Source organism: Dysgonomonas massiliensis (assembly GCF_900240225.1).
In the GTDB taxonomy this organism is placed as follows: Bacteria; Bacteroidota; Bacteroidia; order Bacteroidales; family Dysgonomonadaceae; genus Dysgonomonas; species Dysgonomonas massiliensis.
In genome coordinates, this window is sequence record NZ_OEPV01000002.1 from 48,063 (window position 1) to 73,447 (window position 25,385).

At 38.7% G+C, this 25,385-nt stretch carries 26 protein-coding genes; 4 read left to right on the forward strand and 22 right to left on the reverse strand.

The window, feature by feature from the left end; all coding sequences use genetic code 11:
• Window positions 1–139: 139 nt before the first annotated feature.
• A complete protein-coding gene (locus C1A06_RS02340; protein ID WP_101688626.1) occupies window positions 140–1,546 on the reverse strand; it encodes an MFS transporter in 1,407 nt (468 codons plus the stop codon).
• Between the two features lie 184 nt (window positions 1,547–1,730).
• Here C1A06_RS02340 and coaBC point away from each other — a divergent pair, with 184 nt between their 5' ends.
• Together coaBC and C1A06_RS02350 are read left to right on the forward strand one after the other, a co-directional pair.
• Complete coding sequence (coaBC, locus tag C1A06_RS02345; protein WP_101688627.1) at window positions 1,731–2,921, forward strand: bifunctional phosphopantothenoylcysteine decarboxylase/phosphopantothenate--cysteine ligase CoaBC; 1,191 nt, start codon at window positions 1,731–1,733, stop codon at window positions 2,919–2,921.
• A 101-nt stretch (window positions 2,922–3,022) separates the two neighbouring features.
• The gene (locus tag C1A06_RS02350; RefSeq protein WP_145996326.1) at window positions 3,023–3,310 is read left to right on the forward strand and encodes a hypothetical protein; all 288 of its coding nucleotides are present in this window, start codon (window positions 3,023–3,025) and stop codon (window positions 3,308–3,310) included.
• 63 nt (window positions 3,311–3,373) lie between these two features.
• Here the strand turns inward: C1A06_RS02350 and C1A06_RS02355 are convergent, their stop codons facing one another.
• Complete coding sequence (locus tag C1A06_RS02355) at window positions 3,374–4,543, reverse strand: exo-beta-N-acetylmuramidase NamZ family protein (RefSeq protein ID WP_101688629.1); 1,170 nt, start codon at window positions 4,541–4,543, stop codon at window positions 3,374–3,376.
• 70 nt (window positions 4,544–4,613) lie between these two features.
• Between C1A06_RS02355 and C1A06_RS02360 the strand changes: the two genes are divergently transcribed.
• Complete coding sequence (locus C1A06_RS02360; protein WP_101688630.1) at window positions 4,614–5,150, forward strand: HDIG domain-containing metalloprotein; 537 nt, start codon at window positions 4,614–4,616, stop codon at window positions 5,148–5,150.
• 12 nt (window positions 5,151–5,162) lie between these two features.
• The gene (locus C1A06_RS02365) at window positions 5,163–6,530 is read left to right on the forward strand and encodes an alpha-L-fucosidase (RefSeq protein ID WP_221405672.1); all 1,368 of its coding nucleotides are present in this window, start codon (window positions 5,163–5,165) and stop codon (window positions 6,528–6,530) included.
• A gap of 5 nt (window positions 6,531–6,535) precedes the next feature.
• Here the strand turns inward: C1A06_RS02365 and C1A06_RS02370 are convergent, their stop codons facing one another.
• The 20 genes from C1A06_RS02370 to C1A06_RS02465 all read right to left on the reverse strand — a co-directional run bounded on the left by C1A06_RS02370 (window position 6,536) and on the right by C1A06_RS02465 (window position 25,251).
• Window positions 6,536–8,077, reverse strand: coding sequence for a glycosyltransferase family 39 protein (locus C1A06_RS02370; RefSeq protein WP_101688632.1), 1,542 nt, complete (start codon window positions 8,075–8,077; stop codon window positions 6,536–6,538).
• Window positions 8,078–8,083: 6 nt separating this feature from the next.
• Complete coding sequence (gene gldD / locus C1A06_RS02375) at window positions 8,084–8,698, reverse strand: gliding motility lipoprotein GldD (RefSeq protein ID WP_159461373.1); 615 nt, start codon at window positions 8,696–8,698, stop codon at window positions 8,084–8,086.
• Window positions 8,646–9,092 (reverse strand): single-stranded DNA-binding protein, encoded by a 447-nt coding sequence (locus C1A06_RS02380; RefSeq protein WP_101688634.1) that lies wholly within the window; start codon window positions 9,090–9,092, stop codon window positions 8,646–8,648. The genes gldD and C1A06_RS02380 overlap by 53 nt, the downstream gene beginning before the upstream one ends.
• Window positions 9,093–9,108: 16 nt before the next feature.
• Window positions 9,109–9,624: a mechanosensitive ion channel domain-containing protein gene (locus C1A06_RS02385; RefSeq protein WP_101688635.1), complete on the reverse strand. Its 516-nt coding sequence runs from the start codon at window positions 9,622–9,624 to the stop codon at window positions 9,109–9,111.
• A gap of 99 nt (window positions 9,625–9,723) precedes the next feature.
• Window positions 9,724–10,632 carry a hypothetical protein gene (locus C1A06_RS02390; protein WP_101688636.1) on the reverse strand — a complete coding sequence of 303 codons (909 nt, stop codon included), beginning with the start codon at window positions 10,630–10,632 and terminating at the stop codon, window positions 9,724–9,726.
• Between the two features lie 38 nt (window positions 10,633–10,670).
• Window positions 10,671–11,978 carry a putative outer membrane beta-barrel protein gene (locus C1A06_RS02395; protein ID WP_101688637.1) on the reverse strand — a complete coding sequence of 436 codons (1,308 nt, stop codon included), beginning with the start codon at window positions 11,976–11,978 and terminating at the stop codon, window positions 10,671–10,673.
• 1 nt (window position 11,979) lies between these two features.
• The gene (locus tag C1A06_RS02400) at window positions 11,980–12,525 is read right to left on the reverse strand and encodes an RNA polymerase sigma factor (RefSeq protein ID WP_101688859.1); all 546 of its coding nucleotides are present in this window, start codon (window positions 12,523–12,525) and stop codon (window positions 11,980–11,982) included.
• A 96-nt stretch (window positions 12,526–12,621) separates the two neighbouring features.
• The gene (locus tag C1A06_RS02405) at window positions 12,622–13,032 is read right to left on the reverse strand and encodes an ExbD/TolR family protein (protein ID WP_101688638.1); all 411 of its coding nucleotides are present in this window, start codon (window positions 13,030–13,032) and stop codon (window positions 12,622–12,624) included.
• Between the two features lie 19 nt (window positions 13,033–13,051).
• Window positions 13,052–13,765 carry a MotA/TolQ/ExbB proton channel family protein gene (locus C1A06_RS02410; RefSeq protein ID WP_101688639.1) on the reverse strand — a complete coding sequence of 238 codons (714 nt, stop codon included), beginning with the start codon at window positions 13,763–13,765 and terminating at the stop codon, window positions 13,052–13,054.
• A gap of 111 nt (window positions 13,766–13,876) precedes the next feature.
• Window positions 13,877–15,310, reverse strand: a complete 1,434-nt coding sequence (locus C1A06_RS02415; RefSeq protein WP_101688640.1) for an NADH-quinone oxidoreductase subunit N — start codon at window positions 15,308–15,310, stop codon at window positions 13,877–13,879.
• Window positions 15,311–15,359: 49 nt separating this feature from the next.
• Window positions 15,360–16,862 (reverse strand): complex I subunit 4 family protein, encoded by a 1,503-nt coding sequence (locus C1A06_RS02420; protein WP_101688641.1) that lies wholly within the window; start codon window positions 16,860–16,862, stop codon window positions 15,360–15,362.
• A 26-nt stretch (window positions 16,863–16,888) separates the two neighbouring features.
• The gene (gene nuoL, locus C1A06_RS02425; protein WP_185116803.1) at window positions 16,889–18,847 is read right to left on the reverse strand and encodes an NADH-quinone oxidoreductase subunit L; all 1,959 of its coding nucleotides are present in this window, start codon (window positions 18,845–18,847) and stop codon (window positions 16,889–16,891) included.
• Window positions 18,848–18,873: 26 nt separating this feature from the next.
• Window positions 18,874–19,191: an NADH-quinone oxidoreductase subunit NuoK gene (gene nuoK, locus C1A06_RS02430; RefSeq protein ID WP_101688643.1), complete on the reverse strand. Its 318-nt coding sequence runs from the start codon at window positions 19,189–19,191 to the stop codon at window positions 18,874–18,876.
• Window positions 19,192–19,217: 26 nt separating this feature from the next.
• The gene (locus C1A06_RS02435; RefSeq protein WP_101688644.1) at window positions 19,218–19,721 is read right to left on the reverse strand and encodes an NADH-quinone oxidoreductase subunit J family protein; all 504 of its coding nucleotides are present in this window, start codon (window positions 19,719–19,721) and stop codon (window positions 19,218–19,220) included.
• A 29-nt stretch (window positions 19,722–19,750) separates the two neighbouring features.
• Window positions 19,751–20,365, reverse strand: a complete 615-nt coding sequence (locus C1A06_RS02440) for a 4Fe-4S dicluster domain-containing protein (RefSeq protein WP_101688645.1) — start codon at window positions 20,363–20,365, stop codon at window positions 19,751–19,753.
• Between the two features lie 37 nt (window positions 20,366–20,402).
• The gene (gene nuoH / locus C1A06_RS02445; protein ID WP_101688646.1) at window positions 20,403–21,515 is read right to left on the reverse strand and encodes an NADH-quinone oxidoreductase subunit NuoH; all 1,113 of its coding nucleotides are present in this window, start codon (window positions 21,513–21,515) and stop codon (window positions 20,403–20,405) included.
• Window positions 21,516–21,554: 39 nt separating this feature from the next.
• Entirely contained in the window at window positions 21,555–23,180 is a 1,626-nt protein-coding gene (locus C1A06_RS02450; RefSeq protein WP_101688647.1) for an NADH-quinone oxidoreductase subunit D, read from the reverse strand.
• 19 nt (window positions 23,181–23,199) lie between these two features.
• Window positions 23,200–23,790, reverse strand: a complete 591-nt coding sequence (locus C1A06_RS02455; RefSeq protein ID WP_101688648.1) for an NADH-quinone oxidoreductase subunit B — start codon at window positions 23,788–23,790, stop codon at window positions 23,200–23,202.
• Entirely contained in the window at window positions 23,781–24,131 is a 351-nt protein-coding gene (locus C1A06_RS02460; protein WP_101688649.1) for an NADH-quinone oxidoreductase subunit A, read from the reverse strand. Before C1A06_RS02460 ends, C1A06_RS02455 begins: the two co-directional genes overlap by 10 nt.
• Before the next feature lie 175 nt (window positions 24,132–24,306).
• Complete coding sequence (locus C1A06_RS02465) at window positions 24,307–25,251, reverse strand: glycosyltransferase family 2 protein (RefSeq protein WP_101688650.1); 945 nt, start codon at window positions 25,249–25,251, stop codon at window positions 24,307–24,309.
• Between the last annotated feature and the right edge of the window lie 134 nt (window positions 25,252–25,385).

The following is a 25,385-nucleotide window of genomic DNA, read 5'->3' on the forward strand; positions in this document are numbered from 1 at the left end:
TTTATTTCCAAAAATAGTTTTTTTCAATAAAAATCTTTTTCTCTGTTTAGTTATTTTTTATTTACAGAGCCAAAAAAAAGAGCTGCTCGAAATATTTAACGAACAGCTCTTTGCGATATATTTTAAATCATAAGTATGACTAAGCTTTAATATTTGGTTGCTCCAGCCCGTAGCCTTTAATCTTATCTTCTCGTTTCAATAATAAGGCAACAAATAAAGCAAGAACTCCGAAACATGTGAAAATAGTCATAGGAAGAGTATAGTCATATACATTTACTGTTCTTTCCACAATAGTAGCTACACCATCAACTATCTTTTCATCTATAACAATTCTTGTGCCAACGATACAATATTTGTCAAGAACCCAACCTATCAGTAATGGAACACCCATCAAACCCCAGTTTTGAACCCAAAAGATCAATGAGTATGCTGTTCCCAATTGTCTCTCTGGTATAATTTTGGGTACTGAAGGCCACATTGCAGAAGGTACAAGAGAGAAAGCAATACCTAAAATTATTGTAACAAATGCAGCAAATTGCCATACATTAAACATAGGGAGACTAAACAATAAATGAACACTAATCAGTAATACCGACCCGATGATCATCAATGTTGCTCCACGTCCTTTTTTATCATACAAGAATCCAAATAAAGGTGTCAGTAAAATATTTCCGAATGGAAGAAGCATTGGAATTAAGCCTGCATATTTCTCCTCTAATCCATATTTATTAACCATCAGATCTGAGGCATATTTCAAGAAGGGGAATACAGCTGAGTAGAATAATACACACAAAATAGCAATCAACCAGAAACCCTTATTAGTAACAATCAATCCGATATCTTTAATTTTAAAAGGCTCTTCTGCCTCTTCTTCCGAAGTATCCATTGAAGCATCGAGCTTCTTATCCATTACCACGAAAACAAGAAAAGCGATTAAGCCGACGCATAACAAAATTAAAGCTAATAGAATTGGAGCTGACACGCTATTGAAGCTTGATGCAATGAAAGGAGTAATACCCAGAGCCAAGCCAGTACCTATACGAGCACAAGCCATCTCCATCCCCATCGCTAAAGCCATTTCTTTACCCTTAAACCAACGAACAATAATTTTTGATACTGTGATACCGGCAATTTCTACCCCAACACCAAAAATAGCATAACCTAAACAAGCATAAAATACTTGAGTAGGTATACCTACTACCTCACCAACCGCTCCTGTCAAATTTGCAATTGCATAATACTTTAGGAAACACCCTCCAATCATTAATACACAAGCCATTAAACCAGTAAAACGAACCCCCATCTTATCAAGGATAATACCTCCGATGATAAGCATCAGCAAGAATACATTAAACCAACCATAAGCACTTGTAAATACCCCATAATTAGTACTTGTCCAACCTAATTGAGATTCAAGCATTGGTTTCAACGGCGACATTACGTCGGTAAGGAAGTATGCACAAAGCATAGTAAACGAAACTAAAATCAGCACGGTCCAACGTGCACCTTTAGAGTCGCTCAATTTTTTCTGAAGAACTTCGACCATAATATTTATTTTATAATTGTTTTTTCAAAGGCAAACGTACAAAAGTAAAGAAAAAGCCGTAATGCGACTTAGCAATATCGAACAAATTCCTTTTTCATGATCAATTAAAATTCTATTCGAAATAAAAACCTTGTCATTATATCAGAATCATGTATCTTTGTCGTGTAATTTACAATCAAAAGAAATGACACTAAAAGGCAAGCATATAGTACTGGGTATAACCGGAAGTATAGCAGCATACAAAGCTGCTTCATTGGCTCGTTTATTCATCAAATCAGGAGCTGAAGTTCAGATCGTAATGACACCTTCGGGCAAAGAGTTTATAACTCCGGTTACACTATCGGCATTAACCGGAAAACCCGTAGTTAGCGAATTTTTCACGGCAAACGACGGTACTTGGCACAGTCATGTTGACTTAGGCTTGTGGGCCGATCTGATGGTCATAGCTCCGGCAACGGCTGCAACTATCGGAAAGATGGCAAACGGTATAGCCGACAACATGCTTTGTACAACTTATATGTCGATGAAAGCGCCAATTATTGTAGCTCCGGCAATGGATTTGGATATGTTTGCACATCCATCTACACACCGCAATCTGGATATTCTTCGCTCTTATGGGAATCATATTATCGAACCGGCTTCGGGCGAATTGGCAAGTCATCTGATAGGCAAGGGTCGTATGGAAGAGCCTGAGAAGATTCTCGAATATGTGATCAATTTCTTCGAAAAACAAAACAGCCTTTCTAAAAAAAAAATACTGATAACAGCAGGGCCGACTTATGAGAAAATAGATCCGGTACGTTTTATCGGCAACTATTCGTCGGGTAAAATGGGCTTTGCTCTAGCCGAAGAATGCGCTGCTCGCGGAGCAGAGGTTACTCTTGTAGCGGGACCGGTCTCGTTAAAAACAATTTCGCCAAACATCAAACGCATTGATGTAGAATCGGCCGAAGAAATGTATCAGGCTTCAGTAGCTGCTTTTCGTGATATGGATTGTGCTATTCTTTGTGCAGCCGTAGCCGATTACAGAGTAAAAGAGCAGGCTACGCAGAAAATCAAGCGTACGGGTGATGATTTGAATATCGAACTTGTTCCTAATAAAGATATCGCTGCCGAGCTTGGCAAAATGAAAACAGCGAATCAGACATTAGTAGGATTTGCCCTTGAAACCAACGATGAAGAATCGAATGCTTTAGGCAAAATGGAGCGTAAAAATCTCGATTTCATCGTACTGAATTCACTAAATGACGCAGGCGCAGGCTTTCAGCACGACACAAATAAAATCACACTTCTATCTAGATCGGGATCGAAACAAGATTTCCCGTTGAAATCGAAAACAGAAGTCGCTAAGGATATTATTGATAAGGTGTTTTGATAAATCTATTGGAAGTTTATCTATAAAATATGGAATATTTTAAATTTGAGCCAAGATTTGTTCAGTCAAGAGAGACTAAGCATTCTATTTTTGAAAAAAATATGGATAGACTGTTTCGTCTAATAATACCTAAAGCTAATCCTAACTTCGAGGAGAAATACGACTCTGTAAAATATTGGTGCATCGAATATGATACAGTAAACAATTACACAAATAGAGAAATTGGGTTAGATGAAAATGGAAATGTAATAATTATAAGTCCTTTCGAGAAAAACTATGGATTTTGGGTTGATACAAACTTAAGCTTAACAGATTATTATGATCGATGGGATATTATCGAAATATCAGGCGATCAATTTGAAATCTTATGGGAAAATTTTCAGTTGTAAATTCGCACAAAACCTGTACACAAGTGTTACTTTTTAACAAAATATAATCTGATTATCAGCCTACTAATCTTTATCAGGATATAATAGATATTTTGCACGCAATACACGATAAGCCTCAAGGTCCTCCTCCCAGCTTTTTTCGATAGATTCTTTCGTTTCGCCATTGATTATCTGCTTACGAAGCTTATCCGAACCCGAGAGCATATCCATAAACTGGCGGCTTGAAAAGAACAAAGCCCCTTTGCCCGACTTTTTATAGAAATCCAACAGATAGCTGATATCCAGCTTTCCATCGGTCTTCAGATCACGTAAGTCAACACCATAGCATTTTACATTCTGATGCATCGGACTGCGAGCACCTTCTCTGGATTGAGGTGTAAATACAAAGTTCCCGTTTTGCTTACCAGGAGCTCCGGCAACCTGAAAAGCAAAGTCTGTCCCTCGACCAACACTCACTTTGGTAGCCTCGAAAAAACATAGAGATGGATAAACAGCTATCGACTGATCGTTCGGCAAATTGGGCGATGGAGCAATCTGTAAGCTAAACGGCTGACCATGTTTCCAGCCATCAACACGAATGACAAACAATCGGCATTTCGCAGCGTTAGCCAGCCAACCTTCGCCATTGATCATCATAGCCAATTCTCCTACAGTTAAACCATGCTGCACAGGGATAGGGTGCATTCCTACGAAAGACTTGTATTTCATATCCAGAACCGGACCTGCAACGTGATCATTCGGATTCGGACGATCGAGGATAATACAGTCTTTACCGTTCTCAGCACAAGCCTCCATCACATAGTGCATCGTACTGATATAAGTATAGAAACGAGCTCCTACATCTTGAATATCGAACACAACGATATCGATTTCATCGAGCTGTTCTTTCGAGGGTTTATAATTTTTTCCATAAAGCGATTCTACCTTTATCTTTGTTATGGGATCGTGCCCATCCTTAATACGCGCGCCGGCATCGGCTGTTCCGCGAAATCCATGTTCGGGAGCGAATATTTTTTCGATATGAACATTACTGCTCAAGAGAGTGTCCAAAAGGCTGGTTTTATCGGATAAAACGGATGTTTGATTGATAACCAATGCAACTTTTTTACCTTCGAGCATTGGCAACAAGTTATCAAGACGGTCTGCTCCAACTTTTACTTCTTGCGAGAAAAGAAGAGAAACAGAACAAAAAGATAAGATTAGAACAAAAGCTATTCGCTGAATTTGCTTCATTATATCGAGTTATTTTGTTATTTTGTAAGTAATAGTTAGTAGCAAATGTAATTAAAATATAGTTGACACGATGAACCCTTTAGATATTATTGAGAAGTACTATGACAAGAACAGCGACTTGTACAAACTTCTTGTCAAACATAGTGCGCAGGTGATGAATAAAGCTTTGAGCATTGCAAAAAATCACCCCGAATTGAATACAGATACTCAATTTATATCCGAAGCAGCAATGCTGCACGATATAGGTATTTACTTAACTAATGCCCCTTCGATCTTTTGTCATGGAAAAAAGCCTTATATTTGCCACGGATATCTGGGAGCAGATATTCTGCGTAATGAAGGCTTGCCCAAACACGCATTGGTTTGCGAACGACATACCGGAACGGGACTTAGCGTAGAAGATATAGAGCGTCAGAAATTACCTCTTCCGCTTCGGGATATGATTCCGATCAGTATTGAAGAACAAATTATCTGTTTTGCCGACTGCTTCTTTTCCAAGTCGGGCGACATGACCGAAAAAAGCGTTGATAAGGTCAGAGCTCAGCTTAGTAAATTCGGAACTAAAACAAAAGACCAATTTGACTATTGGTGTGAAATATTTCTTTAAATAATACTACTTATGACCCAAAAACTAACCTTTTATCTCTTAGTCATTGCTATGATGGCGACAGCAGGCACAGCCAAGTCGCAGACACAGAAGAAATTGTCAATTGATCCAAAACAGTCCGAATGGTTTCGAGATGCAAAATTTGGAATATTCGTACACTGGGGATTATACTCTATTCTTGAGGGAAAATACAAAGATATTATCCTGACTCCGGACGTAGATAAAGAACAATTCCCGAATGGACAGACATGGTATGCCGAATGGATACAAATGCGATTGGACATTCCTGCCAAAGAGTATCAACCTCTGATAAACAAATTTAATCCGACAGATTTCGATGCTGATGCATGGATAAAAGAAGTAAAGAATGCCGGAGCACGCTACTTTGTTATAACATCCAAACATCACGATGGATTCGCGCTTTGGGACTCAAAAGTATCCGATTTTGATATAATGAACACTCCGTACAAAAAGGACATTCTTCGACAGCTAGTGGATGCCTGCAAGAAATACGGTATCAAATATGGATTTTATTATTCGCATTGGCAAGATTGGGAGCATCCGCAAGGAGCATTACCCGAATGGCACGAGCAACGCACGGATGCCGAATTCGAGAAATATTGGCAGCAAAAAGCTCTTCCTCAGGTTAAGGAATTGATAAATATGTTCGATCCAGATTTGCTATGGTTCGACACATGGGGGACCGAAGGTGTACATATCACCGAAGCCAGACGAGACGAACTGATCGCCTTGGTCAGATCGAATAGCGACAAATGTCTGATCAATGGCCGAATAGCATTCTCTAATCCTGGAGATAATATCGATTTCCTTGAACTTTTGGACAACAAATACCCCGAATCAATGCTGGATAAACCTTGGCAAACACCGGCTACGATGGTGCATTCTTGGGGATGGCATGCTTACGACTACAACTGGAAATCTTCAAGCCGCATGCTTGGCTATCTGGTAAATAACACATCGAAAGGCGGGAACTATCTACTGAATATAGGTCCTAAACCTGATGGAACATTTCCTTCGGCAGCAACAAGACGTCTACGCGAAATGGGAGCATGGCTGTATTCGAACGGAGAAGCTGTATACGGAGCTAGCCCCGTGAAAATGGAAGTAGACAAGGGGATTTATCTAACCCAGAAAACAATCGAAGGAAAGCACTTTCTATATATTACGCTCGATAAACCAAATGATATAGTCTATTTACCTATTGATACATCAGAAGCCAAAGGATGTTTTGCTCTCGAATCAGGCATGCCAATCAAGTACAGTAGCATAGGAGGTTTAATGCGCATTGAGCTAACGAAAGAAGTTACCAACGAGACAGGTCTTACTGTGCTAAAAATAGAGATTACCAGTCCATTGTAGATATTCTAGTCCGAAGCAGTTTCATTCACTGATCGGGCTTTCATTTTATACAGCCTGACGCCCATAGCCGTCAGGCTGTCTGTCGTTTGAAAGTTCTGATCCAAGGCTTCTTTGAATGCTACTGCAAGTCTTTTGTGATGATAGCTATCTTTCTGAGCCAGTATAAATTCAGAAGCAAATGGCTCTTCGTGATTGATTTGCTTATAAGGGAATGGTGCGAAATCATCATACCAACCTTTTTGAATGAGGACATAGAAAGAATTATCGGGATAATATACGCTCAATGCAGACAAAGCATCTGCTGCATAGTATTCTGACAGAAAGATATGATGATTGTTTTCGGTCGGATCTACAAATTCTTTGACACGCATATAATCTGACTGCCATTCTTTATAGTGCCTTTCGCTCGCATAATATCTCATGCCTCCATAGACTACGAGAAACAGGAGGAATAATAGACCTACAACCCGAAATTGTTTCGATTCGAATGATTGAGCAAGAAAAATGGCAAAAGCAAACAACCATAATCCAAACATTACTGTCATGTATCGTGCAGCTATAATTGGATAAAACAGATAGGATACAATCCCTCCCGAAACAATAGGAAGGATAAACAGCACCAGCGCTATAAGACCGATCTTTGACAATTTATCTCTTTTTCGATGTGCACGTATCAGGGCATTCACTATCAATACGATCTGCAAAACAATAATGATTGCCGCACCATACATCAGAAAAGACTTAGCAGAATCTGAGAATGGGAGCCATTCTTTCTTGATAGAATAGAAGTAGTAGAAATAATAGATTCGCTCGTACCATCCTACTGCATTTGCTTGCAACAAGGCGCTTGCTCTTTCTAATTGGAAAAACAAATACACAAACCATGGTGCATAAGCTATAATACAAGCAATAGCAACAAGGGAAAATTTTACCCATTTCATTTTCTTCTGCAACAATAGCGAAGCCCCTAAAATCAGGAATAGCCAACCAATGGTGATCAGAGCATAATAATGAAGATATGCCGAACAGATCGCCAGAATTGTGAATTTAATCCAATCCCGATTTCGCCCTTTTTCGTAAATATCATAAGCACAGATCGCCGTTGCCAGGACAAAGAACATAGCCCAAGAATATACCCTTATCTCGGTAGCAAGAAATTGAGAAATTGGGAAAAGTATAAGCAGAATAAGGAAAGATATACTGACGCGATCTCCAAATCGTTTTCGGATAGGAAATACAGCTAGAAGCATAGTTGCAAATACAGCAAGACAAGAAAATGTACGAGCCACAAAAACAGAATCTCCCAGAATTGCTGTATAGCCTTTAAGCATCAAGTAATACAACGGAGGATTAAGATCGGAACGCGTTGTTAGGGAAAATATTTCATTCACATCCCATCGGATCATCTGCAATGCATAAGCATCGTCATAATACAACTCCAGATTAATATAATCGAGATATAAGAATAAACTGCATCCTATACAGACAAGCAGTCCATAAAGAAAAAATATTGGCTTAAAAGGCTTCTGTGCAGTTTCTGTTATCATATACTATTAATCTTTCCAACGGAGACTGCTTATCAGTGTAAGTATATCATCGCGAAGCAGTTTTGTAGTTGAGGCTACCGAATCGTTTTTTACTGCCTTGTTATAATACAAAGATCCCCGTAGAAAGTGGGATGTACTATCAGTCACGAAAAACTGAATAGGCGTGGCAACTTGTCCATCAATATCGTAGATAGTAGCATAGGTTTTCAGGTTATTATTTGATACAACCGATTGGCTGATTCCATCAGAAACCGACACATGACTGTATGCTAAACGATAGCTATCCTCGAGTGTCTTATAAAGACTCGCTTGGTTTATGGGCAAATACGAGCAATAGATTGTTGCATCAATATCCGAGTCTAGGATATCGAACCAGATTTCATCGGATGAATCGGCTGTTTTGGGTATAATAATCTGCCCTTTATTGTAATCGAAAGAGAAACTTGCGGTTTCATATTTTACCAGTTCATTCGTCTTACGAATAGAACTTGTTTGCTCTTTCTCTTTAGGTGCACTGCTACACGAAAAGAGAAAAAAGTAGATAATAAGATGGCATAGCCATATTTTTTTAGAAAGGCAGATCATCTTCCATATCGGCCGGCGAAACAGTTCCGGTGTCATTCATATTGCTGATTGGCGGATTTTGAACTGGTGTATTAATCGAGTTCGCTGCAGATGGGTCACGACGACTTAATAGTTCCAGATTATCAACATAGATTTCTGTCACATATCTTTTCACACCTGAAGTATCATCGTAGCTACGAGTACGAATTTTACCTTCGATATAAAGCATTGTTCCTTTACGGACATATTGCTCTGCAATCTTAGCCAAACCTCGCCAACATACAATATTGTGCCATTCTGTACGATCCGGCACCTGAACTCCGCTTGATGTAGAATAGCCTCTCTCAGTTGTAGCCAGTGTGAAGTTAGCTACAGCATTGCCATTATCGAAGTACTTGACATCAGGATCTTTCCCGACGTTTCCTATTAGTATAACTTTATTTACAGACATCTTTTTTTATTTTCAATTATGATTCAATTCTCTCTTCTAACAAAGATATTGTTTTTTGAAGGAATAAGGTATTCGATATAACAACTAAACTCCCATCATCAGTTCTAAGATGTGTGTAGAATGTCATAATGCCTTCAATAGTAGCTTTCATTGGTAAATCTTTATCGTGTATTTCAATACGATCGCCAATACGGAATGGTGTGGAGAAGAAAATTACCAAACCAGCCGTCACATTACTTAGGATTGACCATTGAGCGAATACGCCAACACCCACAAATAGTAGTACAGATCCCAAGGCCACCAGTATATCCTCTGCTTTTACGCCCCATATTACTATTAGAACAAAAATAGCGAATATATTGATAACCCACGATGTAAGGTGTATCACTTGCAACATACGCGCTTCGGTCTTACCTCTTCTTTCGGTAAAGAAACGAATATACTTGCGCATCAGATATTTTATTGTCGGAACTATCAAAAAAACAGCAGCTGTTGCTATAATTTGAGGCAAATATTCTAAAAATACAGTCATACCAAATACTTTAAAGTATTACAAAGGTGATAAATTTAGAGCTAAAAAGCAAAAGAGAGAGCTATAGCTCCCTCTTTATATCTATTGTTCTTCTACAAATCAATTAAGTGAAGAAAATGACATACTATAAAATACAGAACTAGTTGCTGAATTCATAATATTTGTAGTTCCTAAATAACGTTCTACATATATTTTTCCATTCTTATCTTTATTATCTTTCTCTTGAATATAACGGAACAAAATAGCCACTTGATTCTGGTCGTATTGATCTAAATAATTTTGTTCTTTTGCCTTTTCTACATCAATAATATTTGAGCCTTCTATAAAATATCTAAAATTCTGCAAATTAGCTACAAATCTATTTGTTGTAGCACTTTTAGCCAAAAATGCAGAACTACCAGTTCTATTAGTTTTGTATACTCTTATATCAATTACAACTTGATTCTTTTCAACTGGTACATCTTCTAGCGGTCTACCATATTCATCTTGCTCTGTAGATCCTACTACTTGTCTATTCTTATCGTAATAAAAATAGATATAAGCATCTGATGCTTCTTTAGATTCAACTGGTGAGAAGGCAAACAACCAACGATCACCTAAGAATTGGTCGCGAGCAAATGCACCAATAGCAACATTTGACAAATATATTTCACCCTCATCCAGCGTTTCTCCTTCTGCTAGAATATTAACTCTATTTTGCTCGTCTTCAAGATATTTCTTCTTTATTGTTAGATTATCAGCCTCATTAATACCATTCGAAGGATTCGTAAGAGTATAAGATATTTCAGCAAAATCTCCATCTAAAACTTTATTGCTTTCATCTAGAATTTTATATCCACCATAGAGGCCATATGCATTTCCTAATCTCAAGGATGATCTTAGATCTTCGCCCCATATACCTTTAAATGCAAAAGCTTCGCCGGAAATTTTACTATCCGAATCTCCTAAGCAAGATGTCAACATCAGTGCTGACATTATACCAACTGTTAATAATTTTGTGATTTTCATCTTATTTATAAATTAATTTTTAATGATTAGTTTCTTTTTTAGAATTCCCATTTAAGCCCTAGATTCAGATCAAGTTGAAAATCTCTGTCTGAATAAATTGTACGATATTCGTTCGATGCATCAAAGTAATATGCTCCTCCTACTCTAGCTTGTACTGCCAATCCATTGTATATACGATACGATATACCAACAGAAGTCTGCACTGAGAATTGAGGATTATCTTGTTTTATATTTTTCGACATCTCTATCGAGTTCAGCACTTGAGCCATCGTTCCACTTTTTTCTTTACTATTCTGCAATCCTCCTTTATGAGTCCCTTTTATATCTTTCTGTATCATAGCTCCAGCTGAGACATAAGAAGAAAATCGCTTGTGACGCAAAAATGTATAGTTCAGATTTAGCGGCACACCAAGATAGTGAAATTTTTGCTTTTCGCGCATCTCATATGCTCCGGTTGTTTTAATAGTCGAAGATAAAAATGTATACACTACACCTGTTTCGATACTCAGATTAGGGGCAATACCTTTACTAACTGTCAGTCCGAAAGATACGGGCTGATCATGTTCCATTTTACTAGTATTCTCTCCAGAGTATAGAGAGATTATATTAATATCATCTTCTGTAGCTGGTGATACTTTGAACGTAGATGAACCCCGTTGACTGTGGCTCGAACTAAGGACATTGGCACTTGAAGATAAACCTAGAGCAAAATTATCAACTCCACGTTTCTTCTTCTCTATCATAGGCTTCTCATCTGTCAACTGATTATTTTGCGCTTTCAGAATATTTACGGCTTCATCAGATGTTATCTTGCGAGCTGGCTCTTCTTGTATGTCTGCTTGGCGAGTAACGGGCTTATCCTTAACTTCAAATTCTGTTTGATCTTCTTTCGAAGAGTCTGTATATACACTTATGCCATCAGCATTAGTATCAACCGCAGTATCCTCTTTTTCAGAACTGAATAATTTTGCTGTTCGAACATGAGTCCTTGCTGGTTCTACTGCATTATTCTGAGCTAATTGCGCTTCGGTATCTACTTTATGGCCTTCTATATGATCGTCGATTCTTGGCGTATCAAATACTTGAGCAATCTCTTTATTTGCTATATTACCAGGTTTTTCGAACATATTATCTACAACAAAGATAGCTCCAACAATAGCTGCCGCTGCCGCAACAATACTAACTACTGTACGTAGAGAGAATCTCTTTTTCGCAGGCTCTGCGACTATTTGTTGCTCAGACAAAGAGTCTTCAATCCCAGCCCATAACGATGCAGGGATTTCCGGCTGAAAGTCTTTCAGCTTGTCGGAAAACAGATCCTTTATTTTATCTTCACCTCTAGTCACTTCAATTATTATCTTTAATGTATTGTTTTACTCTTTGCTGCAGTATTTGCCTTGCTCTTACATATTGAGAACGTGATGTACTTTCATTTATATTCAACAGTTCGGCAATCTCTTTATGAGAATAATCTTCTATTGCGTACAAGTTAAATACTGCTGCATACCCTTTAGGCAATTCTTGTATCATGTTAAGTAGCTCTTTCTCGGGTATCAAACTTATATCGTCATCATCAGTCAACTCATTACTATCCGAATAGTTCTGAATATCATCCGTAAACTGAAGAATCTTTTTGTCTTTACGTATATTTTCCAATGCCAGATTTACAAATATACGCTTGAGCCATCCTTCGAACGATCCTTTCCCCTGAAAAGACTGAATGCTCGTAAATACTTTTATGAAGCCATCCTGAAGAAGATCCTGAGCAGAAGACACATCGGGGCAATAGCGCAAGCATATCCCAAATAGCAACCTCGAATACTTTTCGTAGAGTGCTTTTTGAGCTATCCGGTCTTGCTTCTGGCAGCCAGCTATCAATTGCTCTTCGTTCATAATATGCTTCAATATATTAGATGCATAAAATGATGAAACGTTGCACATCTCATCATTTTATTTCAAAAATATATATAATTATCCTTTTAATCTAATCTATTTAGGTTTCTGAGTGAATAAGATCATTCTTATTTTCACCTTATTACCTATATCTATTACATCAACCACATCTTGAAGACTAAGATTTCGATCGGCTTGTAACAGGACATTCAATTCTTCATTTTCTTTTTTGTTAGCCATACGAGCTGCTAACGCAGGTTCAATTTCTTCTTTACTTATTTCCTGATTATCGATATAGTAACGCAAATCGGCAGTTACTGAAAGATTTATATTTTTCTTGGTTACCACTTGTTCTGATGACGAAGCATTTGGCAATAATACTTTAATTGCAGCCGGAGTAACCAATGTCGATATGATAAGGAAAAACAGTAGCAAGAAGAACATAATATCGTTGAGCGAAGCAGTATATACTTCGGCCGCTCTACTCTTTTTGCGTTGAATCTTCATTTTCTTCTGTTTTTAAACCTTATACTGTTGGTTTCGTCTTTTTATATTGTCTAACAGCTTTAAGTACTTCGTTAGAATCTTTTTCAATAGTTGCTACAGCTTTATCAATACGGCTATTCAAAATAGTATAACCAGCGTATGCTATGATACCGACCAATAGACCTGCTCCCGAGCAAATCATTTTCTGATACAGACCTGTAGATATCGTATCGATAGCCAAGTCATTTGTTTTGGCAATATCATAAAATATCTTGATTACTCCGAAGATTGTACCCAAGAATCCTAGCATAGGTGCAATTGAAGCGGTTACGCCCAGATAAGTCATTTGACTTTCCAGCTCTACCATTTGCTGACCAGCTTCTACTTCCATAGCTTTATCAATATCTTCCATCGGATTGTCAACCTCTTTCAATCCAGCGATAACTACTTTAGCTGAAGCATATGGTCTTTCGGCCGATACTTTGATAGCTTTGTCTATTTTACCTTCATTCACTAGTTCTGTTACTCGTGATAGCCAAATAGAGTCACGTTTTGTAATACGGCTTAATTGTAGCCATTTATTAATAATTATATAGATAGCTAGTAACGACAGTAGGAATATTGGCAATAATATCCATCCTCCTTTTAGTACCAATGAAAAGTAGCTCTCTTCGACAACTGGCTGTGTACTTAACGAATCGGCTGAGATTTCGGCAACAGTAGTTGTGGCTTGCAATAATGTCAATAGGTTCATATTTGTTTAATATTTAGTTTTCGAATTTCACAACAAAAATCAGCACAAACAAAGCTTTTTCAAGCGAAGTTCGTGCTGATTTTTTATTTTATTATATATTATTTATTTTCCTTAAAATATTCCAAAGCTTGCACTATCAATATATGTATGGATACATGATGCCATTCCGACAACAATAATACCGATCATTGCTATTACGATAGATAATTTCAAATAGCTATCAGTTGATAGTTTTTCAATTGGATTATTATTCTTATTGATAAACATTGCTTTTACAACCATCAGATAGTAGTATAGTGAAATGATTGTATTCAAGAATGCCAATACGACCAATACTATGTTAAGCGGATTTACATCTTGCAATGCTGCCGTAAACACGAACATTTTACTAAAGAACCCTGCTGTAGGAGGAATACCACCTAGCGAGAACATCGCGATAGTCATTGCCCATGTCAATGCCGGATTTGTTTTATAGAAACCGTTATAATCCGAGATATTCATCTTACCTGTCTTATTCTCAACAGCCGAGATAATTCCGAATGTAGCTGCATTAGAGAATACATATACTAGCACATAGTAGATAGTAGATGTCATACCCATCTGAGTTCCCGAGAACAAACCAAGCATGATAAATCCGGCTTGAGAAATTGACGAGTAAGCTAAGAATCGTTTGAAGTTATCTTGACGAAGTGCAAATAAGTTACCGATAGTAATGGTCAACAATGTAAGAATCCAGATGATTGCTTGCCATGTTTCTGACATCACTGGGAATACTTTATACAGAATTGCCATCAAAGCAAATACTGCTGCTCCTTTTGATATTGTAGACAAGTAAAGAGTAACTGTTGTAGGTGCTCCTTCGTATGTATCAGGTGCCCATTGGTGGAATGGGACAAGAGATATTTTGAAGAATAGACCTGACATGAAGAAAATCATTGCCATGATCATTAACGGACCTGAATAAAGCACCGATGACATATCTGCAAAATACAATGTTCCGCAAGCTCCGTATAACAACGATATACCGAATATCATTACTGCTGACGAGAATATAGCGTTGAACAAATATTTAGCAGCCGCTTCTGACGATTTCAAGCTCTTTTTGTTGAATGCTACTAATGCAGCCAATGGAAGTGAAGCTGTTTCTAGTCCGATATAGAACAATAGGAAGTGTCCTGCCGAGATCATCAGATACATACCGAATAATGTCAGTATCGTGATCATAAAGAACTCTCCTCGTTTTACAATCGCATCTGGTTTTGCCAACCACTCACGAGCTTGTAGTATAATGATGAATGTTCCTACGTTCAGTATGTTTTTTATCAACTGATATGCCGGACCTGTTACGTACATTCCGTGGAATGCTTCGACATCGTCCTTCACGAAGAAACAGAATACTGTATGAGCCAAAAATACCAAACAGGCAAATGGGAAATAGAACTTCTTAGCATTGTCTGAAGCAAACAGATCGTAGATAATCAGAATGAGGAATACTACGACGAGTGATAACTCATGCTTCATAAACAAATAATTACTCAAATCCATCTTATATATTTAATTACAATGTTTTTACTCTTGTTTCCTATTTATCTTGTTATGCCAAATATGTCAAACATTCGCTAACCATATTTGAAATCCATCCTGGGAAAAGACCCATTCCGGCAACACAAACGATCAAACCTATAACAGCTACACGCTCGTGCCATACAGCATCAGTCAATTCCAAGTGATGAGGATCTTGTACTGGTCCGTAAAGAATCTTTCCAACCACTTTCAAGATATAAACTGCAGTTGCAACGATAGAAGATATTGCAACGATAGTAAATACGCGGTGGAACATATCTGGGTGTTCGAACGATCCAACAAAAATTGTCATCTCTGCAACGAAACCGCTCAATCCCGGTAGTCCTAGCGAAGCCATACCGGCAATCACATAAGACACACTCAAGAATGGCATAATCTTCATCAAACCTCCCAATTCGCGAATATCACGTGTATGAGTACGTCCATAAATCATACCAATCAAGGCGAAGAATAGGGCTGTCATCAAACCATGCGATAACATTTGCATCACAGCACCGGTAGTTGCCGTTTGGTTCAACATCAATATTGCAAACAATACAAGTCCACAGTGACTAACCGAAGAATATGCATTGATAAATTTCAAGTCTGTTTGAGAGATAGCTCCCAATGCTCCGTAAATAACACTAATACCTGTCAGTACAAGGAAAATCCATCCCAATTCGTTAGCTGCCTCTGGCATCAAGTGAATTGCTACACGGAAACAACCATAACCTCCAAGCTTCATCAATACCCCTGCGTGAAGCATAGATACTGCTGTTGGTGCTGCGGCGTGACCATCAGGCGACCAAGTATGGAATGGGAACATAGCTCCTAGCACACCAAATCCTACGAATGTAAGTGGGAATATCCAATATTGTGCTCCTGCATCTATTCCGCCTTTCAGAATCTCTTGAATATCGAATGTGTGCATCATTGTTGTTACACCGTTGATATCAACCGGAACCATTGGCGAGCAGAAGTACATACCAAGTATCCCTACAAAAAGGAAAGCAGATCCACCCATCAACATCAACGTAAGCTTCATTGCCGAGTATTCTTTACGTCCCGATCCCCAGATACCGATCAACAAATACATCGGAATCAATGCGATCTCGTAGAAGAAGAACATCGTGAATAGATCAAGTGAAATAAAGAATCCGTAAACTCCTATTGAAAGGAGTGTCAACCAGATGAAGAAATCACGCGGTATCGGATTTATATTCCATGAGGCAAAGGTACCTGTCAGTACGATTACAGCTGTAAGTAGTAGCATCAGAACCGATATACCATCAACTCCGATAGAATATGTGATATTCAGTGATTCGAACCACATTGCTTTATAAGTGAATAGCATATCTGCCGTATTACCTGCCCCTCTTTCTTGGAAGAACATATATAGCAACACTAATGATAGTGCCATTTCGATAAGCGCCCCTACGACCGCTACGGTGCGTACTTGTTTAATGTCGCGGCAAGGAATAAATGCCAGCAACATGACTACGGGAACTAGTACAAATAATGAAAGAAAAGTCATCTCTTTATATTTTTAGCTTTGCCTGATTAATACTTAACTATAAAACTCACGATTGCAAATGCAAATCCGACAACAAGAATCAGTACTCCCAAGATATACATGGCAGCATATTGTTGCAAACGTCCCGATTGGTATCCTTTGATCTTATCGGCAGCAGCTTGAGTTACGGTTGCCAACGAATCCATAAATCCGTCAACGAATTTCTTATCAAACCATGCGATTGGACGAGATATGCAATTGAATATTATTTTGCGAGTCACAAACAACCATAGTTCATCCCAATAGAATTTGTGAAGAGCCCATGTGTAGAAGCGACCGAATGCTTTTTCAACTTTATCAGGTAGTGCATTTTTCTTGAAGTACATCACATAAGCAACAGCTATTCCCAGAATCGAGATAATTGTACTTACTGCAGCTACTGTCATATTTACATGAATGTGATATTCTTTACCATCTGAAGTTACGAATTCTCCGAATGGAATAAATCCTGCTCCGAATGCGAATATTGCAAGAATAATCAATGGAATAGTCATCACCGGACTAGCTTCGTGCGGTTCGTGCTCGTATTTCTTATTGTTATCGTAGAAGAATATACGGAAGAACAAGCGTGACATATAGAATGCTGTCAGTGCAGCCGAAACTGTCAATATGCAATAGATTGGGAAGTTATTTTCCATAGCTGCTGCAAGGATTTCGTCCTTACTCCAGAATCCAGAGAACGGAGGAATACCTGCAATAGCCAACCATGCTATACCGAATGTGATGAATGTGATCGGAAGTTTTTTCCAAAGACCTCCCATGTCTTTCATCTCGTTGCTGTGAACTGCATGGATAATTGCTCCTGCACCTAAGAATAGTAATGCTTTGAAGAATGCATGTGTGAATAGGTGGAACATTGAAGCCATATATCCTAATCCTTCGTGACCACCAAATCCTGAAACTCCAAGAGCTGTGATCATGAACGCAATCTGAGATATAGTTGAGAACGCCAATACGCGTTTGATATCGGTTTGTGTACATGCTACAACTGCAGCAAACAGAGCAGTTATTGCACCTACCCAAGCCACAATATCAATTGCATGTATTGCGTCAGTACCTAAGTCGATATTGAATAGAGGAAATAGACGTGCTACCAAGAATACTCCGGCAACAACCATCGTTGCAGCGTGGATCAACGCTGAAGCAGGCGTCGGACCTTCCATCGCATCCGGCAACCAGATGTGGAACGGCATCATTGCAGATTTTCCGGCACCACCCATAAATATAAGGATCAATGCCCAAGATAGTACCGACCATCCTAAGAACGATTGTCCGGCAATTGTTCCTATAAATGCTGCGTTAGGATCGGTAAGAGTTGCGAAATCGAATGTTCCTGAGTAGAACGATAAGATCAGGATACCTACAAGGAAGAAGAAGTCAGCGAAACGCGTTACGATAAACGCTTTCTTGGCTGCAGCTACTGCCGAAGGTTTCATATAATAGAAGCTGATCAATAGGAATGAAGATACTCCTACAAGCTCCCAGAATATGTACATTTGGAAAATGTTGGTTGCAACAACTAGTCCTAACATCGAGAAACTAAACAACGATAGGAATGCATAGTAGCGTTGGAAACCTTTTTCGCCATGCATATAGCCTAAACTATATATATGAACCATCAACGATACAGTAGTGATGACTACAAGCATCATTACCGAAATTGGGTCAAGGTACATTCCAAGACTAATTTTCAAGTCTTTGTAGAATGGCAACCACGAGTCTACTAAGTTATTTATGATTGGCAGATAAGCGCCATCGGCTGCACGACCTACAACAAAGAAGTAGTCGTATGCTGTCATATAAGCCAAGATAGCCATGACCGACAGTCCGATTGTTCCTAAAACTCCCGCAACTACGGGTTTCATATACTTACCACCCAGACCGAGAATAAGAAACATCACAGCCGGTATTGCAAGGATTAGTATCGAGTAACTAAATTGATCCATATCTATTAACTCTTACCTTTATAATTTTAGTTTTTCATTTCAGTTATGTTCTCATCAACATAGATGCTCTTATAATGGCGATAGATGTTGATGACGATAGCGATAGCTACTGCCGTTTCGGCTGCTGCAATTGCTATAGCAAACAGAGCAAAGAATAAGCCTTCGAGCTGACCCGGATACAACAGACGGTTGAATACCGCGAAATTGATATCGGCAGCGTTGAGCATCAGTTCGACAGAAATCAGAACCATGATCATATTTTTACGAGACAGGAATCCGTAAACTCCTATAAAAAACATGATTGTACTTACAGCTAAATAAGCTTCTACAGGTATATTGTTCATAATCTATATTTTAAGCTTTTCTTTTATTATTTTTTGCGAGCAATCATCAATGCTCCGATGATACATGCCAGCAACAACAAACTCACTGCTTCGAAAGGCAACATGTATTGGTATTTACCGGTACCCATCAGCGTCAGACCGATTTCTTTCATATCCAGAGTCTGCGGTATAAAGCGGAATAATTTGTTCACGTTGTGGTAAATTACATGTCCGCAGATACCTAGTCCGGCCAATGCTATGAGCCCCGAGATAACCATTCTTTTTGGTTTTTCGAATTCAATCACTTTACCCGGATCGTGTGTCAGGAATATAGAGAAGATGAATAACACCATTACTCCACCTCCGTATACGATAACTTGTGTTGCTGCAAGAAACTGATATCCGAGCAATAGGTACACACCTGCTGTTGCAAGCAGTACGAATAGCAGATACACAGCCGATCGGATTATACGTTGTGTTGTTACCGCCAATAGTGAAAAGCCGGTAATGATAACTGCTAAAATCGAGAATACTATTTGTTCTGTTGTCATAATATCTTTGATATAATCGCTATCGTTATTTATTCGTTTACGTTTTTATCTTCAGCTGCCTTTTTCTCCTCAACAGGTTTAGCTGCTTCTTCAGTTTTCACTTCTTCTTTAGCAGGTCCTGCAGGCTTAGTTTCAGCTTTTTCAGCCGGAGCTGCAGGTTTCGGAGCCGGAGCTGCTTTTTTCTTTTCACGAAGTTTCGAGCCTTCGTTATTCAGCTTGTGTGTCAATTTAGCTCTTGTGAATACCGAGTTCTCGAAATCGCCATCAAATTTGATAGCATCCGAAGGACAAGTCAATACACATAGGTTACAAAATGTACATGTACCCAGATTGTAGTAGTATTCATCTAGTATTTTCTTCTTTTTGCCTTCTTCTGTTTCAATCATCATCGATTTCACTGTGATAGTCCCATTCGGACAGTTCATCTGGCAAATACCACATGCTGTACAAGCGTGTTCGTTATTTTCGTCGTGAGGCATTATCAAGTTACCTCTGAAACGTTCTGGTATAACAAGAGTCTTTCTGTTTTCAGGGTATTGCTGAGTTACTTTTTTAGCAAACAACTCACGTCCCGTAACAGTCATCCCTGTCAAGAGCGACTTAATGCCTTTAAATAGACCCGAGAAATATTGTCCAACAGTCATTTTATATCTTAATTATATCTGTTTATTCTTCTATTATTTAACTGAAGATATCAGTCAGTGTTAATCCGCAAACAACTACGATTACCATCAGGATCAGGTTAACCATATTGATCGGCAACATATATTTCCATTCTAAGTTCAACAGCTGGTCGATGCGCAAACGTGGGAATGTCCAACGTACCCAAAGGCTCAGCAATACTAGTGCTGATGCTTTTGCAAAGAACCAAACATAAGATGGTATAGCAGTCATAACAGCATTGAATCCCTCCCATCCCGGAATTTGGATAGCTTGCCATCCTCCAAGGAATACTGTTGTTCCGATACCTGCAATGATGAACATATTCAGATATTCGGCCAAGTAGAAGAAACCGAATTGAAGACCAGAATACTCAGTATGATAACCTGCTGTCAATTCTGACTCTGCTTCAGGAAGGTCGAATGGTCCACGATTTGTTTCGGCGTGTCCCGATATCAGATAAATTACAAATGCGATGATAGCTGGAATATGTCCGTTGAAAATTGTCCACTGATGTAGATAGTGTTGTTGTTCTACTATCTCCGATAATTGCATTGTACCCATTAATACTACGATAGTCATTAATGACAATGCAGCTGATAGCTCATAACTGATAAACTGAGCACCGCTTCGCATTGCACCAATCATCGAGAATTTATTGTTACTTGCCCATCCTGCCAATAGTACTCCAATGATACCTAGTGATGATACTGCAATCAGATAGAACACACCGATATTTAAGTCCACTGCTTGTAGACCTTTACCGAAAGGAAGTGCTCCGAAAGTCATCATCGAAGCTCCGATCACAAAAAATGGAGCCAGGTAGAATAGGAATTTATCAACTTTATTGACATAGATAATCTCTTTCAGCAAGATCTTGATCATGTCGGCAAGACTCTGTATCAAACCGTACTTACCTACACGGTTAGGACCAAGACGGCTCTGAAAAAACGCTGTAATCTTACGTTCAACATAGATCAGAATCAATGCAATAACTGCATAGGCCGTAAGTAAAGCCAAACCTATCAGAACACATTGAACAGCAATAGCTCCAGCACGTGGAAGATGTTCGTATAGTGTGTCATTCAATAGCTCTAAAAGGCCGGTTAATTCGAGGGTAAATAATAACGACATATCTATTGTTATATTATATCTTAGTTAATACATTCTATTTTATCGGTCGATATCCGGAATTACATAGTCCATAGAACCTCCGATGGCGATAAAGTCTGATAGTTTCTCACCTTTACAGATGATAGGCATTACTTCGACAAGCGTCATAGATGGAGATCGGAAGTGCAGACGATAAGGAACTTTATCGCCACGGCTTTCGATAAATACACCGAATTCACCACGAGCCGCCTCAACACGTTGGAAGTATTCTCCCTCCGGAAGTTTGATAATGGCTTTCGTTTTAGCAAGGAAGTCTCCTTCTGGAAGAGGAAGCAATTGCTCAATGATTCGCATCGATTGTTCTATTTCATCAAGACGGTTCATGTATCGTGCAAACGAGTCGTTTCCGTCTCTTACAATTTCATCAAATTTCAACTGACCATATAACGAATATGGAGCATGTTTACGCACATCGCACGCAAAACCAGATCCACGTCCTACCGGTCCTGAAACTGCATACGATATAGCATCTTCGCGAGTCAACATACCGATTTTATTCATACGTCCTTGAGCAATCACATTACCAGTAAACAGTTTGTGATACATTTTCAATTGCTCACGCATGAATGGAATGAATTCTTTTATATCTTTTTCGAAATCTTCGTGCACATCGAACATCACTCCACCTATTACATTGTAGTTAGGCAAGAAGCGTCCTCCCGATGATTTTTCGAATATATCAAGTACCAATTCACGCTCGCGCATACCATAGATAAAGGCTGTCGTAGCACCCATATCCATACACATTGTACCCCATGATAGAAGGTGAGATGCAATACGAGTCAACTCGTCCATGATAACACGAATGTGTTGTGCACGCAATGGCACTTCTATTTCAGCTGCTTTTTCAACACACATACACAATGCATGGCGGTTGATGTGAGCCGATAAATAGTCAAGACGATCTGTGAAATGTAATATTTGAGGGTAAGTTAGTTTTTCACTTAGTTTTTCGATTCCTCGGTGAATATATCCTGAGTGTGGATCTATTTTTGAGATTATCTCTCCTTCAAGCGACATACGGAAGTGCATAACACCATGCGTAGAAGGGTGTTGTGGTCCTATGTTGATAACATAGTCATCTTTTTCGAAGATGTTATACCACTCTTCTTTCAATCCTGATGCTGTTTCTTTCAGCGAATAAGATCTGTCTATGATCTCTTTACTTGTAAGGTTTACAGGATTCAATGCTGGGCTGTCATTATAATCCTTACGAAGCGGATATCCATCCCAATCTTGGTTAAGGAATATTTTACGCATATCCGGATGATTGATGAAACGGATACCGAACATGGCATAAACTTCGCGTTCATTAAAATCGGCCGTTCCCCATAAATCTGTAACCGAATAAAGTAGCGGATTTTCTCTATCAGCAACTCCGGTTTTTAGTACCACCTCGCGTGATAAATCTTCTGACGAAGAAAGTAGATAGATTACACCTAATTTCTCACCCCAGTCTGCACCTGTCAATTGCACCAAATAATCGAACTTTGTAGAAGGGTTTTCTTTCAGTTCTTTAGCCAAAGCATGTAGTTTATCAGGCTCAACTGTTACAGTCAGTTTTTGCTTTTCTTCTACTACTGCTTCGGGTACAGTATTTAGTATGACTTTTTTGATTTCTTCCATTTAGCTGTTCAATCAAAAGTTATTTCGTATTATTTTTTTTCGCTTTTGGTTTATCAACCTTGAAAAGGAATCTTTCAAGTTTGATCTTACGCTGCAACTGCATCAAACCATAGAATAGTGCTTCAGGACGAGGAGGACATCCAGGGATATACACATCAACCGGAAGAAACTCATCAATACCTTTCACAACATGATACGAGTCAACAAACGGACCTCCGGAAATAGCACAGCTACCCATAGCAACTACGTATTTTGGTTCGGCCATCTGATCGTAAACACGTTTCAACAGTGGAGCCATTTTATGAACGATAGTTCCGGCAACCACAATACAGTCGGCCTGACGGGGACTATTACGCGTCACCTCCATCCCGAAACGGGCAAGGTCGTGACGAGCAGCAGCAGCAGCCATAAACTCGATACCACAACAGCTGGTAGCAAACGCCAAAGGCCAGATCGAGTTCGATCTACCCCAGTTTATCAAATCGTCAAGTTTCCCTACAACGCATGGAACTCCGTTCTCACGCAGTTCTTCAACGTACTTTTCAAGGTACTCATTATCTTTAAATTCCTCGTGAGGAATACCTTTTATATAAACATTTTTTACTTCCATTCTAACGCTCCTTTCCTCCAAGCATAAGCCAGACCTAGGCCTAAAAATAATAAGAAGAATGATACACTAATAACACCTGCCATTCCCAGTTCGCGAACTACCGTTGCCCAAGGGAATAAAAATATTGCCTCAACATCGAACATCAGATAAAGAATAGCATACAAATAGTATCCTACTCTAAATTGCATCCAAGATGTACCTTTTGTGGGAACACCACACTCATAAGGTTCACCCTTCTGAGCATTGAATGATTGCGGCGATAATAGCAAGGCTGCGCCCAAACCGGCACATACCAGAAACATTCCGGTAAAGAGTACTGTAATTACAAGAGTAGAGTCCATATATCTACATTAAAGGTTTTGACACCGAATTATAATTATAAATAACTTACTAGTTATAAAGTATTTAAAATCAATTTGAACAAGTTAAGTAAACATACCTAATTTAAGGCTGCACAAAAATACTTTTTTATTTTGATCAAACAAACAAAAAATGTATAAAAATGTCAACTCAAGGTTACACTTTGCTATTCTTGTCTGTTTCTTTAACTACATACACTGGGCGTCTCTTGGTCTCGAGATAGGTCTTAGACAAGTACTGGCCTAAGATTCCGAGACAGAAGAGCTGTACTCCTCCTATGAAAAAGATAGCACACATCAGCGACGGATAACCCTGAACAGGATCATCCCAGATCAGTGTTTTCACTATGACAACACAAATGATGACGAAGGCTATGAAACAAAACAATATTCCCAACAAAGAGGCTATATACAACGGACGCACTGAGAATGCAACAATTCCTTCGAAAGAATACATCATCAGTCCCCAGAAAGACCATTTTGTTTCGCCGGCTATACGCTCTACATTTTCGAAGGCAATCCAATGAGTCTTATACCCTACCCAACCAAATATACCTTTCGAAAAACGGTTATATTCCGACAATTCCAATATCGAATCTACCATTTGACGACTCATAAGACGAAAGTCGCGAGCCCCATCAACCATTTCGGTATCCGATATCTTATTCATTATCTTATAGAACTTGCGAGCAAAATATGATCTGATTACGGGTTCTCCCTTTCTATCTACACGACGTGTTGCGACACAGTCGTATTCTTCATTTTCTTTCAAAAACGTATACATTTCGTCCAATAAATATGGAGGATCTTGCAAATCGGCATCCATTAGCGATACATAATTGCCCGTAGCTGCCTTAAGTCCTGCAAATATTGCTGCTTCTTTACCAAAATTGCGTGAGAATGAGACAAAGCGTACACGTAGATCCATCTCGGAATACTTACGCATCAATTGTATAGTTTTATCTTTCGATCCATCGTTCACAAGAATTATTTCAAATTCCTGATCAGACATTGTCGTCATTAAGTTTTTCAGGGCATCGTATAAATGAGGAAGTGCTTCCTCTTCGTTATAACATGGAACTATTATTGAAATTTTATCCATAGAACAGTTTTGTATAGTAATATCCCACAAAAATAACCTTTTTTATGATAACACAAACATTCTAAAGTAAATCTGAACGTTAAAAGAGAGCGTAAGAAAGAAAGCTCTCTTATTTCGTCAATAGAAAATAGAAT

Excerpts from the sequence above, each read along its gene's own strand:
- C1A06_RS02340 (WP_101688626.1), bottom strand. The coding sequence starts at position 1,546 with ATGGTCGAAGTTCTTCAGAAAAAATTGAGCGACTCTAAAGGTGCACGT.
- coaBC (WP_101688627.1), top strand. The coding sequence starts at position 1,731 with ATGACACTAAAAGGCAAGCATATAGTACTGGGTATAACCGGAAGTATA.
- C1A06_RS02350 (WP_145996326.1), top strand. The coding sequence starts at position 3,023 with ATGGATAGACTGTTTCGTCTAATAATACCTAAAGCTAATCCTAACTTC.
- C1A06_RS02355 (WP_101688629.1), bottom strand. The coding sequence starts at position 4,543 with ATGAAGCAAATTCAGCGAATAGCTTTTGTTCTAATCTTATCTTTTTGT.
- C1A06_RS02360 (WP_101688630.1), top strand. The coding sequence starts at position 4,614 with ATGAACCCTTTAGATATTATTGAGAAGTACTATGACAAGAACAGCGAC.
- C1A06_RS02365 (WP_221405672.1), top strand. The coding sequence starts at position 5,163 with ATGACCCAAAAACTAACCTTTTATCTCTTAGTCATTGCTATGATGGCG.
- C1A06_RS02370 (WP_101688632.1), bottom strand. The coding sequence starts at position 8,077 with ATGATAACAGAAACTGCACAGAAGCCTTTTAAGCCAATATTTTTTCTT.
- gldD (WP_159461373.1), bottom strand. The coding sequence starts at position 8,698 with ATGACACCGGAACTGTTTCGCCGGCCGATATGGAAGATGATCTGCCTT.
- C1A06_RS02380 (WP_101688634.1), bottom strand. The coding sequence starts at position 9,092 with ATGTCTGTAAATAAAGTTATACTAATAGGAAACGTCGGGAAAGATCCT.
- C1A06_RS02385 (WP_101688635.1), bottom strand. The coding sequence starts at position 9,624 with ATGACTGTATTTTTAGAATATTTGCCTCAAATTATAGCAACAGCTGCT.
- C1A06_RS02390 (WP_101688636.1), bottom strand. The coding sequence starts at position 10,632 with ATGAAAATCACAAAATTATTAACAGTTGGTATAATGTCAGCACTGATG.
- C1A06_RS02400 (WP_101688859.1), bottom strand. The coding sequence starts at position 12,525 with ATGAACGAAGAGCAATTGATAGCTGGCTGCCAGAAGCAAGACCGGATA.
- C1A06_RS02405 (WP_101688638.1), bottom strand. The coding sequence starts at position 13,032 with ATGAAGATTCAACGCAAAAAGAGTAGAGCGGCCGAAGTATATACTGCT.
- C1A06_RS02410 (WP_101688639.1), bottom strand. The coding sequence starts at position 13,765 with ATGAACCTATTGACATTATTGCAAGCCACAACTACTGTTGCCGAAATC.
- C1A06_RS02415 (WP_101688640.1), bottom strand. The coding sequence starts at position 15,310 with ATGGATTTGAGTAATTATTTGTTTATGAAGCATGAGTTATCACTCGTC.
- C1A06_RS02420 (WP_101688641.1), bottom strand. The coding sequence starts at position 16,862 with ATGACTTTTCTTTCATTATTTGTACTAGTTCCCGTAGTCATGTTGCTG.
- nuoL (WP_185116803.1), bottom strand. The coding sequence starts at position 18,847 with ATGGATCAATTTAGTTACTCGATACTAATCCTTGCAATACCGGCTGTG.
- nuoK (WP_101688643.1), bottom strand. The coding sequence starts at position 19,191 with ATGAACAATATACCTGTAGAAGCTTATTTAGCTGTAAGTACAATCATG.
- C1A06_RS02435 (WP_101688644.1), bottom strand. The coding sequence starts at position 19,721 with ATGACAACAGAACAAATAGTATTCTCGATTTTAGCAGTTATCATTACC.
- C1A06_RS02440 (WP_101688645.1), bottom strand. The coding sequence starts at position 20,365 with ATGACTGTTGGACAATATTTCTCGGGTCTATTTAAAGGCATTAAGTCG.
- nuoH (WP_101688646.1), bottom strand. The coding sequence starts at position 21,515 with ATGTCGTTATTATTTACCCTCGAATTAACCGGCCTTTTAGAGCTATTG.
- C1A06_RS02450 (WP_101688647.1), bottom strand. The coding sequence starts at position 23,180 with ATGGAAGAAATCAAAAAAGTCATACTAAATACTGTACCCGAAGCAGTA.
- C1A06_RS02455 (WP_101688648.1), bottom strand. The coding sequence starts at position 23,790 with ATGGAAGTAAAAAATGTTTATATAAAAGGTATTCCTCACGAGGAATTT.
- C1A06_RS02460 (WP_101688649.1), bottom strand. The coding sequence starts at position 24,131 with ATGGACTCTACTCTTGTAATTACAGTACTCTTTACCGGAATGTTTCTG.
- C1A06_RS02465 (WP_101688650.1), bottom strand. The coding sequence starts at position 25,251 with ATGGATAAAATTTCAATAATAGTTCCATGTTATAACGAAGAGGAAGCA.